General features: G+C 52.0%; 13 protein-coding genes. 4 read left to right on the top strand and 9 right to left on the bottom strand.

The features are described 5' to 3' along the window. Positions 1-2: 2 nt before the first annotated feature. Both Dvar_RS10280 and Dvar_RS10275 read right to left on the bottom strand, forming a co-directional pair. Entirely contained in the window at positions 3-947 is a 945-nt protein-coding gene (locus Dvar_RS10280; RefSeq protein ID WP_419661595.1) for a DUF58 domain-containing protein, read from the bottom strand. After that, positions 944-1,861 (bottom strand): AAA family ATPase, encoded by a 918-nt coding sequence (locus Dvar_RS10275; protein ID WP_419661594.1) that lies wholly within the window; start codon positions 1,859-1,861, stop codon positions 944-946. Before Dvar_RS10275 ends, Dvar_RS10280 begins: the two co-directional genes overlap by 4 nt. 425 nt (positions 1,862-2,286) lie before the next feature. On the opposite strand from Dvar_RS10275, the gene Dvar_RS10270 reads away from it, so the two are divergent. After that, the gene (locus Dvar_RS10270) at positions 2,287-4,428 is read left to right on the top strand and encodes a bacteriohemerythrin (RefSeq protein ID WP_419661593.1); all 2,142 of its coding nucleotides are present in this window, start codon (positions 2,287-2,289) and stop codon (positions 4,426-4,428) included. A gap of 33 nt (positions 4,429-4,461) precedes the next feature. On the opposite strand, the gene Dvar_RS10265 is transcribed toward Dvar_RS10270, so the two are convergent. From Dvar_RS10265 to Dvar_RS10240, 6 genes are all read right to left on the bottom strand, one after another. After that, positions 4,462-4,911, bottom strand: a complete 450-nt coding sequence (locus tag Dvar_RS10265; RefSeq protein WP_419661592.1) for a hypothetical protein — start codon at positions 4,909-4,911, stop codon at positions 4,462-4,464. 41 nt (positions 4,912-4,952) lie between these two features. Further along, complete coding sequence (nfo, locus tag Dvar_RS10260) at positions 4,953-5,801, bottom strand: deoxyribonuclease IV (protein ID WP_419661591.1); 849 nt, start codon at positions 5,799-5,801, stop codon at positions 4,953-4,955. 13 nt (positions 5,802-5,814) lie between these two features. Then, on the bottom strand, positions 5,815-6,666 hold the full coding sequence (gene trpC, locus Dvar_RS10255; protein WP_419661590.1) for an indole-3-glycerol phosphate synthase TrpC: 852 nt from the start codon (positions 6,664-6,666) through the stop codon (positions 5,815-5,817). A gap of 192 nt (positions 6,667-6,858) precedes the next feature. Continuing rightward, positions 6,859-7,875 carry an anthranilate phosphoribosyltransferase gene (gene trpD, locus Dvar_RS10250; RefSeq protein WP_419661589.1) on the bottom strand — a complete coding sequence of 339 codons (1,017 nt, stop codon included), beginning with the start codon at positions 7,873-7,875 and terminating at the stop codon, positions 6,859-6,861. Between the two features lie 43 nt (positions 7,876-7,918). Continuing rightward, positions 7,919-8,509 carry an anthranilate synthase component II gene (locus tag Dvar_RS10245; RefSeq protein ID WP_419661588.1) on the bottom strand — a complete coding sequence of 197 codons (591 nt, stop codon included), beginning with the start codon at positions 8,507-8,509 and terminating at the stop codon, positions 7,919-7,921. A 4-nt stretch (positions 8,510-8,513) separates the two neighbouring features. Continuing rightward, positions 8,514-10,010, bottom strand: coding sequence for an anthranilate synthase component I family protein (locus tag Dvar_RS10240; protein WP_419661587.1), 1,497 nt, complete (start codon positions 10,008-10,010; stop codon positions 8,514-8,516). Between the two features lie 562 nt (positions 10,011-10,572). Between Dvar_RS10240 and Dvar_RS10235 the strand changes: the two genes are divergently transcribed. After that, positions 10,573-11,187: a response regulator gene (locus tag Dvar_RS10235; protein WP_419661586.1), complete on the top strand. Its 615-nt coding sequence runs from the start codon at positions 10,573-10,575 to the stop codon at positions 11,185-11,187. Positions 11,188-11,196: 9 nt separating this feature from the next. Next, on the top strand, positions 11,197-12,114 hold the full coding sequence (locus Dvar_RS10230) for a PAC2 family protein (protein WP_419661585.1): 918 nt from the start codon (positions 11,197-11,199) through the stop codon (positions 12,112-12,114). On the opposite strand, the gene Dvar_RS10225 is transcribed toward Dvar_RS10230, so the two are convergent. After that, positions 12,109-13,347, bottom strand: a complete 1,239-nt coding sequence (locus tag Dvar_RS10225; RefSeq protein WP_419661584.1) for a hypothetical protein — start codon at positions 13,345-13,347, stop codon at positions 12,109-12,111. The two genes, Dvar_RS10230 and Dvar_RS10225, sit on opposite strands and share 6 nt — an antisense overlap. Positions 13,348-13,496: 149 nt before the next feature. On the opposite strand from Dvar_RS10225, the gene Dvar_RS10220 reads away from it, so the two are divergent. Next, on the top strand, positions 13,497-14,078 hold the full coding sequence (locus Dvar_RS10220) for a TetR/AcrR family transcriptional regulator (protein ID WP_419661583.1): 582 nt from the start codon (positions 13,497-13,499) through the stop codon (positions 14,076-14,078). Position 14,079: the final 1 nt, after the last annotated feature.

Raw genomic sequence — 14,079 nt, 5'->3', positions numbered from 1 at the left:
GATCACTGCCTTTGAAAAAGGGCCAGCGCCCGCAGGCATCGGTCCCGGTGGGCCCTGCCGCTGTCAGGGGGGATCACCTGCCCCATCAGCTTGAGGCCAAAGTATTGCCGCCGGCGGTGGGCCGTTAACACATGAAAGCAGAGAACCGACAGCCGCTTTTCCACATCACGCCCTTTCATTTGCTGCATATCCAGCATGATTGCACGGCTGGCCTGGCCGGCAAACTGTTTGATGAAAAGACCGCGTCCTCTGGAATAGGCCTGCCAATGAATACGTCGCAGCGGGTCACCGGGCCGATAAGCGGCCAGACCTATAAAATCATCGGTGCCCGTAACCGATATAGTCCCCTCCCTTTCATTATCCGCTGTGCCCTCGGTTTTTGGCACCGGTGCGGCCAAGGGTTTTGGATAGACCACACAACGCACATCCGTATTGATCCGAACCCAGGCCCGGAACAGGCCCAGCGGATAGACGCAGTCAATTCGCAGCCGGGGTGGTAAAAACCAGCCCCGCTTCAAAGCCTTGGCCGAAACCCGCACCTGCATCGGCGTTTCAGGCGAAACATTCACGACCACCGGATGATAGGGACGAAAAAACCAACGCAGTGCGGTTCGTGAACGCTTTACGCCGGCGACCCGGATCTCCACATCCATGAATTCGCCGGCAAAAACCGGTGTCGCCACAGCGCTAAAGAGCCTTATACCGTAGAGCATTCCATAGGTATGCAGCATCGCCGTTATGCCTAAACTGCCCAGCAAAAAAGTGAGTAAAAAACCCAGATTGTTGTTGTAATTGATGGATCCGATCAGCATGCCGGTCAGGCCGGTCAAATACAACAGCCCATATCCGGTGGGTAGAATATAGATATTGCGCAGCCCCAGGGTCACGGGAATGGTCGTGTTGCCGCCGACCATTCGGTAAAACAGGCGTGCAAAGAAGCCGATCACGGCACAGGAACCTTTTCAAACAGCTGGATCAGACGCTTGGCTGGAATCTCTGTCAGATCATCCCGGGATCGCAAGCGATGGCCCACCACACTGATCATCACCGATTGTAAATCTTCAGGCAGGACATGGTCCCGGTTGCTGATAAATGCCCAGGATTGTGCCGCGCGCATCCATGCCAGGCCTGCCCGCGGACTCAGCCCCATCAGAAAATGCCCGGCGTTGCGGGTAAAATCGAGCAGATCCTGAAGATAGGTCAAAAACGCATCGGCAACATGAACCTGTTGCACCTGATCCTGCAACGCCAGAACATCCGCCGGTGTCAGACACTGCTCCAGATGCATTGCCCCCTGATGAGGATTGGGGGTCCCGCCAAGGAGTTGCCGTTCTGCATCGCGATCCGGATAGCCCAGTTCAATACGCATGAGAAAGCGGTCCAATTGGGATTCGGGAAGCGGAAAAGTACCCGATAGTTCAAGGGGGTTTTGGGTGGCAATCACAAAAAAGGGAGCGGCCAACCGATGGGTTTTGCCATCGATGGAAACCTGCCCTTCTTCCATGGCCTCCAAAAGCGCGCTTTGTGTTTTCGGCGTGGCCCGATTGATCTCGTCGGCCAGCAGCACCTGGGTGAAGATGGGCCCTTCATGGAAAACAAAGCTGCTGGTCGTCTGATCAAATATGGAACTGCCTAATATATCGCCGGGCAGCATATCGCTGGTAAATTGGACCCGCCTGAAATCGAGTCCCAAGGATACGGAGAGCACTTTGGCCAACGTGGTTTTTCCGATCCCCGGGATATCTTCGATCAGCAGATGCCCGCCTGCCAGCAGGCAGGTCAACGCCATGCGGATCTGCTCGTTTTTTCCCAGCACCACTTTACTGATTTGCCTGGCAATGGATTTGATTTGCGGATGCATTTTTATGACGACAAAATTTGAATAAATTTAAAAATGAATGATTACCGATACCAATCGATCGGTAAAACCGTTTAAGCCTAAAACAGGAACCGTTATGGTTACTATCGCCCTTTTGCATCAGCGCTGTAGCATTATGACGCATAAAAAAGAAAAACCTGTAAGATAGAATTTTTCTAAAGAATCAAAGGAAAAGAACGAAAATAGAATCAATCGTTGACAACTTCGCAAATGATTCGAATTGCAGCTTCCGCACGCTTTCTTTCGCCGCCACGGGGATTGGGAATTTATCAGGCCTTCAATAAAGTTACATCAGTAGACCGCTACTACGAGATCATAGCTTAGAAAATATCGCCGGGGTGATCGATAGATCACCACCCCTGCGTTGGTTGATCATCAATCCATTACCATAATCAAAGGAGACTGCCGTGAGTTGGAATAATCTGGCAATCTGGAAAAAATTAGGCATTGCGTTTGGAACGCTGCTCCTGCTTTTGATCCTCAGTGCGGGCATCAGCTACAATGGCATCAGCACCATCATCGATGAAAACAAGCATGCCCACCAAGCCGATGCGATGCATGAACTCTTCTCAGAAAAAATTCTGGACCATTATCAGTGGTTGACCGCTGTGGATCAGGTGCTGATGGAAGGCAAAAGCAACAATCTCGGGGTCCAGACCGATGATCACCGGTGTAAACTGGGTGAGTGGCTTTACAGTGATCAGCGCCGACAAGCGGAGTCGGCCTTTCCCCAGTTGGCGCCACTGCTCGCGAAATTGGAAGCCCCCCATGCCCGATTGCATGAATCCGCTAAAAAAATCGATGCTGTGCTGGCCACGCGGGGCCGATCGGATGATGCTACGATCAATGCCAAAGCCATTGACATCCATCATCACGAGACCCTTGCAGCAATGAAGACCGTGGGTGCAATCATGCATGAGATCAATCAGGTACTGGAGCATGAATCGGGAAAAGCAGCCGATCAGCTATTGCACACCAGCCATGCCACGGCATTCGAAGTGGTGGGCATTGCCCTGGTGGCATTGGTGGTGGGCATTGCCTTCAGTTTCTTCATGACCCGCTACATCACGACCCGCATGACCAAACTGACCGATTTTTCTGTTCAAATGGCCAAAGGCGATTTTACCGGGCGTCTGGACGTCGAACAGCAGGATGAAATCGGCAGACTGGCAGCCTCGCTGAAAAAGACCCAGACGGATCTAAGCCGCATGTTCGGCGCCACCATTGAAGAAGTGGTCAGTCTTTCGTCTTCTTCCGATTCATTGTTTGGTGTTTCCCAGCAATTGTCCGAAGGTGCGGAAGACATGTCCGGGCGCGCCAACACCGTCGCCGCCGCCGCCGAGGAGATGAGCAGCAATATGAACTCGGTCGCCGCCGCCAGTGAACAGGCCGCGACCAACGTCAACATGGTGGCCACGGCCGCCGAGGAGATGACCGCTACAGTAAGGGAAATTGCCGGCAACTCGGAAAAAGGGCGGGCAATTACCAATGAAGCCGTCGCCAAGGCCCTAAGCGCATCGGCCAAAGTGAATGAACTGGGTGGCGCGGCCACCGAGATCAGCAAAGTGACGGAAGTGATCACCGAAATCTCCGAGCAAACCAATTTGCTGGCCCTCAATGCCACCATCGAAGCGGCCCGGGCCGGCGAGGCCGGAAAGGGCTTTGCCGTGGTGGCCAACGAGATCAAAGAACTGGCCAAACAGACCGCCGCGGCCACCCAGGATATCAAAGCCAAGGTGGAGGGCATTCAGAACACCACCTTGGCCACGGTCACGGAAATCGAAGAGATCAGCGGAGTGATCAGCAACGTGGATGAAATCGTTTCATCCATTGCTTCTGCCGTCGAGCAGCAAGCCGCCACCACCCAGGAAATTGCCGAAAATGTGGCGCAGGCCTCCCAGGGCATCGGTGAGGTCAACCAAAATGTGGCCCAGAGTACGGCCGTGGCCGCTGAAATTGCCCAGGACATCGCCCAGGTAAGCCACATTTCAGGGGAAATCAACGATTCCAGCAACCGGGTCAGTGGTGATGCCGGCAACTTGAATTCAGCCTCCGGTCGAATCAAGCAAATGCTCCAGCAATTTAGAATCGACGAGTCATTGATGGATGACGCCCACTCGGCAATATCGGAAACTGATGTGCCGGACCTGATTCGCTGGGATGCCAGCATTGAGATGGGCATCCGCACGGTCGATACCCAACACCGACGGCTGGTGGATCTGATCAACTCGCTCAACCGGGCCATGAAATTACGAAAAGGACGGCAAGCCATGACAACCGTGTTTGCCGAACTGATCGACTACACCAAACAACATTTTGGCGATGAAGAAAAACTGATGCGCCAATACGGCTATGATGGTCTTGGTGAGCAGGAGGCACAGCACAAGCATTTTGTTTCCAAAATGAAGGAGCTGCATCAACAGGTGGAAAGCGGCAACAGCATGATCACCATGGATCTGATGAATTTTCTCAAAGACTGGCTGGTCAAGCACATCAAAGGCACCGACAAAAAATACCAGGCATTTTTCAAATCCAAAGGCGTTGCCTGATATCAACGGGGGAATTCATTGAGGTTGGATAGCTCATATTCCCCATACTTCTTCCATATCTGTTATTGAAGGATCATCATACCTCTGCATTGTCGCTATCCATTCCGGCATGTCCTCTTTTATCCGTTTCTTTAGGTCATCAAGATCTTCCTTATCGATCTCACCTTTTTCATGAAGGAATGTGTAAAATTTTTTCAGACTGGCGGCGTTGCTTTTAATTTGAGCGGTACTTGACCACATCGCTTTTTTAATGAACCAATAGCCTAAAAACATACCGATTCCATCCGCGCCGTCTTTCGCTTCAACGGCACTCTCGTAAAGAAGAAACTCATTGATATAAAAATCAACGTTTTCTATATGACGTTGGATCGTTTTCGCTTTCAGTTTTGAGCGCTTTAACCATTTTTTGAATTCATCCAGCAGATTGTTGTTAAATTCTCTTATTTTATCACATTCAGCTTTATATTTTTCGTATTCGTCCATTGTCCGCCTTTGTCAGTATTTTAATGATACCAACCCATTTTCTATTTTGGGCGGATCATTTCCATCAACATTCGAATTTCCTCGGCCCAGCTGCCGGGTTCGGGAGTTTCCAGAATCATGGGCATGTTCTCGAAACGCGCATCGTTCATGATCATCCGGAAGGTTTCCAGACCCAGCGTTCCTTTTCCCAGGCGCTCATGACGATCCACACGACTGCCCAGCGGTTTTTTACCATCGTTTAAATGCAATCCCTTCAAGTAAGACAAGCCAACCACATCCTCAAAGCGCTTCAGCGTGTCTTTATAACCATCCGGCGTTGTCAGGTCATAACCGGCGGAAACCGTATGGCAAGTATCCAGACAGACGCCTACCCGGGATTGATCGTCAACCTGTTCAATGATGGCCGCCAGGTGCTCGAAACGATAACCGAGATTGGTCCCCTGGCCGGCGGTGTTCTCAATCACCGCAATCACACCGGCGGTCTTTGCCAAAGCCAGGTTGATGGACTCGGCAATACGCGTAAGGCAATCCTTCTCGCTGATTTTTTTTAAATGGCTGCCCGGATGAAAGTTGAGAAACTTGAGCCCCAATTGCCGGCAGCGCTGCATTTCGTCGATAAATGCCGCGCGTGACTTCTTGAGCCCTTCGGCTTCCGGATGCCCCAGGTTGATCAGATAGCTGTCGTGAGGCAAAATCTGTTCCGGTGTGAAACCTGCCGACGCACAATTTTCCTTGAACCGACGGATCGACCGATCGGTGAGCGGCTTTGCCTTCCACTGACGCTGGTTCTTGGTAAACAGCGCAAACGCCGTGGCGCCGATGGCCTTGGCATTCAACGGCGCATTCTCAACACCGCCGGCAGTGCTTACATGGGCGCCAACATATTTCATATTTTCTCCTCGATCAGACCGGTAAGCGCTTCCGGGCTAAGAACCTGTTTGATAATTCTGGATCAGATGGCCATTGGCCGCCTTTGAGCGCCTGGATAAATTGGATCGGATCGGCCGATCGCACGATGCTTTCACCAACCAGGAAATTAAAAATACCGGCGTGCCTGTTTTTCTGGATGTCATCCGGTCCGGTAATGCCCGAGGCCGCCACTGGAACCTGGCCGGGCGCCAGCCGCGAGACCAGGTCCATGGCCACCGACAGATCCGTCTCAAATGAGCTTAAATTGCGGTTGTTGATCCCCACCAGTCGGGCACTGGTGGCGGCCACGATACCGGCATCGGCTGCGGTGTGAATTTCAACCAGCGCATCCATGCCCAGGTCCCGGCACAATCGGTAGAGTTGCTCGAGCTTTTCGGGCCTTAAAATCCGGGCAATGAGTAAAATGGCGTCTGCACCGGCAGCGGCAGCCTCGTACACCTGATAGTCACTGATGATAAATTCTTTTCTCAGAATCGGCAGGGCGCATGCGCCGCGCGCGGCCTGTAAATCATCCAGGCTGCCCTTGAAAAATGATTTGTCGGTCAACACGGATACCGCCGCCGCACCACCGGCCTGGTAACGCTCAGCGGTGCGGGAGGCATTCAATTGGGTACAGATGTCCCCTTTGGAGGGAGATGCCCGTTTGATTTCAGCAATGATGTTGACTCCACTGGCATCCGGATGGGAGAGGGGCTCGAAAAAAGGCCTGAAATCGGTTCGCTGGCGGGCCAGTTCCATTAACTCGGCCTCGGGCATGGCCTTTCTGGCCTTTTCGATCTCGTCACCTTTATGCTGGATGATACGCGTCAGAAAATCAGTTGCCATGGTCTGCTACATCCATATTAGTTAGTTAGTTAGTTAGTTAGTTAGTTAGTTAGTTAGTTAGTTAGTTAGTTAGTTAGTTAGTTAGTTAGTTAGTTAGTTAGTTGGTTGGTTGGTTGGTTGGTTGGTTGGTTGGTTGGTGTCCATCCAGAAATAGGCAAATGGGTCGTTTCTGGATAGACACCAGTTAAGGCGTTATCCATTTTCACGGGTGTAGTCAACCAGTGCCTCCAGTTTGCCCATGGCATGGCCCTGGTCAATGGATTCTTCGGCAAGGGCAATGCCCGCTTTCAGGTCCGCGGCCTTTTGGCAGGCGACCAGGGCGGCAGCGCTGTTGAGCAGTACCACATCCCGTTTGGGCCCTTTTTCGCCATTGAGGATACTGCGGGTAATCCTGGCGTTTTCCTCGGGGTCGCCGCCAGTCATGGTTTCCGGGGCTGCCAAACGGCCGAAATACTGTTCGGGATAGATGTCATAGGTTCGAATCATATCGTTTTCCAGCTGGGACACCCGGGTGGGCGCACAAACGGATATTTCATCCAGTCCATCGTGGCCATGCACCACGAAAGCGCTTTTCGAGCCAAGCAGACGCAATGCCTCGGCAAACATCTCGGTCATCTGAGGGGCCCAGACGCCGATCAGTTGGCAGTTGGCCCCGGCCGGGTTGGTCAACGGCCCCAGCATATTGAAAATACTGCGCAGCCCAATTTCAGATCGCGCCTTGGCGGCAAAACGCATGGCGCTGTGGTACAGGGGGGCAAAGAGAAAACCGATACCGACGGTCTGTACCGCTTCCTCGACAATCTCCGGGGCGGTGTCCAGTTTGACCCCCAATTGCTCAAGCACATCGGCACTGCCGCACTGTGAAGAAACACTGCGGTTCCCGTGTTTGGCCACGCTCACCCCGCAACCGGCCACAACGAAGGCGGTGGTGGTTGAAATATTGAAGGTCTTCAACCCGTCGCCGCCCGTACCAACAGTATCCACCAGCGGAGATGCGGCCACTTGGATGCGATGCGCTTTCTGACGCATGGCCCGGGCCGCACCAACCAGTTCGGTGAAGGTTTCACCTTTGGTGGACAGCGCTGCCATCATGGCCCCGACCTGGGCGTCAGTGGTTTTGCCTTCAAAAATTTCAGTCATCATCTCGGCCATCTGGGCTTCATTCAAGTCCGTTCGACTGATGATGGTTGCCAGGTGATCTTTGAACATGGTCCGACACCTCCTTTTTATTCGTTGCAAATAACAAAAAGAGCTAGGCGCAAGCCTTTATACGCTCTGGAACTTTTTTTAAAAAATTGCGCAAAAGCCGCTTGCCCACCGGCGTCATGATCGATTCAGGATGAAACTGGATGCCTTCGGTCGGATGGGTACGGTGACGAATGCCCATTATTTCGCCATCCTCAGCAAGAGCGGTTATTTTTAGGCATTCGGGCAGACTTTCCTTTTCAACAGCCAAACTGTGGTAGCGCATGGCCTGAAAATTCGGTTTAATACCACAGAAAACGCCTTTGCCGTCGCTGGCAATGGATGAGGTTTTACCATGCATAAGCCGTTTGGCCGGCACGATCCGGGCGCCAAAGGCATGGGCGATGGACTGGTGCCCCAGACAGACGCCCAGGATCGGCACCTTGCCGGAAAACTGGTGAATGGTTTCCAGGGACACACCGGCAGATTCCGGCCGCCCCGGTCCTGGGGAAACAACAATCGCCTGCGGGGCCATGGCCTCGATCTCGGCGATGGAAACCATGTCGTTGCGTTTAACCTCGACCCCTTCTCCAATCTGCCTCAGATACTGAACCAAATTATAGGTAAAAGAGTCGTAGTTGTCGATCATCAGTATCATGGGGTTACCCTTCCTCCTCACAGGTCAGTTCCAGGGCCCGTTGAATGGCCATGGCTTTGTTGATGGTTTCCTGGCGTTCGGCCTCGGGATTCGAATCGGCCACGATTCCCGCACCAGCCCTTACGGTAAGGGTGCCATCCTGAATGCAGGCCGTGCGGATGGTGATCGCCAGGTCCATATTGCCGCTGAACGACACATAGCCGACCGCACCACCATAGGCGCCCCTCGGGCTTTGCTCCAATTCGTCGATAATTTCCATGGCCCGCACCTTGGGTGCACCCGAAAGCGTACCGGCGGGAAACGAGGCACGCAACAAATCCCAGGCATCGTATTCGTTTTCCAAATCACAGTTGATGTTGGAGACCAGGTGCATGACGTGGGAATAACGCTCCACCACCATCAGGTCGGTCACCTGAACCGTGCCGGTACGCCCCACCCGTCCAAGATCGTTACGTCCCAGGTCCACCAGCATCAAATGTTCGGCCCGTTCCTTTTCATCGGCCAAAAGTTCGGCGGCCATGGCCCGATCCGCCTGTTCACTGTCCCCCCGGGGGCGTGTGCCGGCGATGGGCCTCAAGGTGGCCACGCGGTTTTCCAGCCGCACCATGGTTTCCGGAGATGAGCCGACCAGCGCCATCTCGTCAAAATGAAAAAAGAAGAGGTAGGGCGAGGGGTTTATATAGCGCTGGGCCCGGTAAACGGAAAGAATGTCCCGGGGGGCCGTGCATTGAAAGGGTTGTGAAATCACGGCCTGGATAATATCGCCGGCCTGAATGTAAGCCTTGACCGTGCTGACCTGGTGTTTAAAAGTCTGGGCATCCACCGTGGGGGCCAGCGTCATACGTTTGCCATAGCTCACACATGAATCGTCACCCACCGGCGTTGCCATGCGCTGCTGCATTTCATCCAGCCGCGCCAGGGCATCATCAAAGGCGGCATCCGGGCCCGCATCGCCGATAAAGGCAATGGCCACCAGAATCAAGGTATTGCGGATATTATCGAAAATAAGCAATTCGTCGCAGACGATAAAATCCGCCAATGCGGTATCGTCTGGCAGACGGTTGGGAATCCGCTCGAAGAAAGAAACCATCTCATAGGTCAGATGACCGACCAAACCGCCCCAGAAGCGGGGCAATTCAGGCATCTCCGCTGGTTTGAAGCGGCCCATGAAGTTTTTTAAGACGGTCAACGGGTCACCATCATGGGGAATATGATCCTTCCGGCCGTTTTCGGTAATGGTCACCTGGTCGGCAAACACCTTGACACGGGCCCGTGCGGATGTTCCCAAAAAACTGTACCGCCCCCATTTTTCACCGCCCTCGACACTTTCCAGCAGAAAAATCGGCCTTCGCGGTCCGTTACCGTTGTCATCATAGCACTTTTTCAGCAGCGATACGGGGGTCTCCATATCGGCTAAAATTTCCCGACATACCGGAATCACATTACATTTTTCAGCCAGCGCCTGAAATTGACCCCGGCCGGGGAATTCCTTCAGCTTCATCAGTATCCCTTCCACACAAAAAAAGGCCGTGTTGGTTTCCACGACCCTCAAATGACCGATCGCGGACATCGAATTCGGTTTTGCCCGCGATCCTTAATTTTTTAATTGAGTATTGGACGAATCAGATCCGGCGGGCAGTCAAACGGCACCACAAATGCCACCACCATCGTAGCACAAACCTGAACGCCATTTGAAACACGCCGTTATGACTCATCCGAATCTCTCCCGAAATAATTATGATTGATATGTTTATGGACTTTTAGAGTGGGTGTCAAGCCCTTTTTGTTCTTATTCATAGAAACATTTTTTTCAATGTCGTTCAGGATGACATTTTATCATGGCAGGAAAATTGCTGAAGAATAACTCTTGGTGGAAAAAACCATGATGCGATCGAATCCATCCATCACTTACAGATCCTTTTAATAAATTGTTTTAACAAAGAAAATTTTCAACCCTGCGCTTACCTGGCAGCGTTTGCATCAACAGATTTTGTGCACAAAAAGGTAACTACACGTGCAATAATTTCAACATCGGCCGATTCCTGGCCAGTGTGAGGTGCATTTTGACGCGAAAAATCAATATTCTGGTGGTTGAAGATAATGTTAATGTGTCCATTGTGCTTACCGCCCGACTGGAAAGTTTAGGCTACCGGGTGTGCGCAACGGTCGAGACAGGCGAGGATGCCATCCGTGCCGTGGATCAGCACCACCCGGACCTGGTCACGATGGATATTCTGCTCAAGGGCAAAATGAATGGAATCGATGCGGCAACAAAAATCGCCCAAAAAACGGATATCCCCATTATTTTCATGACCTGCCTTTCCGATCAGACCATATTTGAGGAAGCCATCAAGACCAGCCCCTATGGATACATAATAAAACCCTACGATATCAACGAGCTACGCTCTGCCATAGAAATCGCCGTGGTCAAACACGAGGCAACCCAATCCCAAAAGATGCTGATCTCAAGATTGCAAAAGGCGTTAGATGAGGTCAAGACATTGAGTGGATTGCTTCCCATTTGCGCATCCTGCAAACGAATCCGCAACGAAGAGGACGGCAGTTGGCAACCCATCGAAGACTACATTGCCAATCATTCAGACGCTGATTTCTCCCACGGGATTTGCCCGGAGTGTGCCAATCGGCTCTATCCTGAGTTGTACCAAAAAAAGAGATAGGGACAGGCCATGGGATATGCCACAATTCTGATCAAAGAGATGCCGGCCCTGCGTTCACCCAGCCTGATCATCGGTCTGCGGGGGTGGGGTAACGCACTTGAGGTATCCGCCGACATGGCCGCCTATCTTGTCGATCAACATCAGGGTCGATCCATCGGCCATATTCATTCCGATGCATGCTATCGCTATGACGAGAATCGCCCGATAATAAAAATCGAAAATGGCGAGCTTAAAGCCATCCAATGTCCGGGCGGACGCCTGTTTGCCGTTCAATCATCAGGCGATAACAACAAAGATCTGTTGATCCTGATCGCCGACGAACCCCACATCAATTGGCACTGTTTTTCAAGCGAAGTGGTGGATCTTGCCATCACCTTCGGGGCCACGTCCGTGATCACATTAGGCAGCCTTCTCGACCATGTCCTGCATATGGATCGAATCATTACCGCCGCCACGACCGGCGTTGACTACAGCGACGTTTTTAAACGCTATCACGTAGGCCCCGTCAATTATCATGGTCCCTGCTCGATTCACAACCTGATTCTTGACCAGTGCCGTAAACGGGAAATCGCCGGCGTCAGCCTCTGGGGCCATTGCCCGGCCTATGTGCAGGGGATTACCCACTATGGCCTGATGATCCATCTGGGTCGACTCCTTGCCGAAATGATACCGTTTCCCATTCAGATCGATGGGTTACAAACCCGATGGAAAGATGTGAAGGTTGAAATTCAGCAATTGATCAAAGAAAATCCCAAGCTTGAGGCAATTATGGAGGAAATCCGTAAGAAAAAACGCGCCGGGGCCTGGCAAAACCTTGATCAGAGCCGCAAAACCAAGGGAAATGTCATCAGCCTTGAGGCGTTTCGGGGGGTGTCGGGACTGTCCCTTTCCGGATCGAATCAACAGCCGCCATACAAGAATTCATAATCGATGGACGGTCGGCTTATCATCCACATTGATATGGATCCCCACCGTGTCACCGGTTTTAAATCCAACCCGTTTGAACTCCCCCACCACTTCATCGTGGCGGTCCACATGCCAGTAGACACTCCATAGGGGATTGCGCACCGTGTCGATGCCGTAGGCATCGTGGCTGCAAAGATTGATTCGAAACTTATCCTTGGCAATCAGCGTATCGGCCTCAGAGAGAAAAATGTCGATCTGGTAAAGATTGTTGTGCAGGGCTTTGGAAAGTTCTGCCTGTAATTCAGGCATATCGTCCAGGTAGTGACTGGCAATCTGATAGAGGTCGACCGGATCCTGGATGGCCAGCCCAAGCACGGCGTAGCGCTGGTGACGCAGGGCAAACGCCTCGAAATCCGCCTGATAGGTGTTTATGGAATCGATGATATGGCCAATGCTTGGGTTACCCGTCTTTTCACATCCGCAAACCAGTTCTTCGCATTGGGAAATGATGTTGATATAAAAGGCTTTGTTGTCCATCACGTAAAGGGGACGTTCCCGATAGTTGCGCCGTTTGCGAATCCGGCGCACACCGTCCAACCGAATGGTTTGATGGCTTTCCTTTTCTTCGAGAATATCGATATTGGAGATATCCTTGGCCTGAACCACATGAATGTCCCCCTCCGCCGAGATGATGTATTCGATTTCACAGCGAAATCCCAGATAGTCCTGAATATCCTTGGACAGCTGAACCAGACGCCGGTCATGGGGCGTCCGGGTAATATAGGGCTCGCTTTGCACTTTATGAATCCGGTCCCGGCAGTAACCGAATTCCCAATGGCCGCAGATCATTTTGGCCATCACACTGGAACCGTCGATAAACGGCATGACAATGACCCCCATCCGGTCCATATTCAGGGTCGGGGCATGGTTGAAATGCTGCTGACGAGCAATGGTGAGGCGCTTGCTGGACCCCGCCAGTTTGATCATTTTATTGCGCGCATAACGGATACCGCCCACATCCGCGTAGGTTTCAAGTGAATCGAAGGTGCCGCCTTTGAAACAATGTTCATCCGGATGGGCACTCCGGGCAATAACTTTGAAGCTCTCCCGGTGCTTTTCCAAAAATGATTCAAGGGCGGCAAAATCATTATTTTCAAACTGGTCGGGCGTAACAAAGATAAAATCTGGAACAACGAATCCACCCTGCTTGAGTTTTTCCAGAAGTTCAGCCTTTTCAGGAAGGGCAGCAGCCATGAACAATTTCCTTATCGACTATCAAATGGGTTCTAATTATCGAGATTTCTTCGGTATGCAGCCAACATTTTTATTATTGACATATTCGGTGAAAATCTTTAATTTTATACCGACCGAATAATCGGTCGGTTTTTTATTGAAGGTAACACATGTCCAAAAGAAATGCAATTCTTGCCACGGCCACACGGCTTTTTTCCCACAACGGGTTTCAGGGAACCGCCATGGCCGAGCTGTCCACGCTTACCGGTGCGGCCACGGGCACGATTTTTCATCACTTCAAGAACAAGGAAGACTTGTTTTTACAGGTGCTCAAGGATGTCCGGGATGGCGTTTTAAAGGCTTTCAATAACGCCCCGAATGAATCCAGCAGCGACACTGGCATGGAACAGGTGGTTGACGTGGCCACCCGTTATCTTCACCTTACCGGAGAGATGGAAGACCAGTTTCTGATTCTGCACCGTCATTTTCCCTACCAAATGGCCGAGACCAGTCCGGTATGCCGCAGGCATCTGGAGTCGATCTATACCTGCCTGTTGGACATTTTTGAATCCGGTATCAAACAGGGCATTCGCGACGGATCGGTCACCGTCGACGATCCGCGCAAAACAGCGATGATTCTTTTCGCCATGGTGGATGGTATCGCCCGCCTGAACACCTATCGGGTGTATGATGCCGGTACCCTTTTCGACAATCTGATCGCAAGCTGCCGCAGGCTGCTGGGCAAAGGCTGAT

Origin of the sequence: Desulfosarcina variabilis str. Montpellier, from assembly GCF_048565275.1 — a bacterium.
Lineage (GTDB): Bacteria > Desulfobacterota > Desulfobacteria > Desulfobacterales > Desulfosarcinaceae > Desulfosarcina > Desulfosarcina variabilis.
Note: the sequence above shows the minus strand (reverse complement) of the source record. Positions and strands in the feature narration are given on the sequence as shown.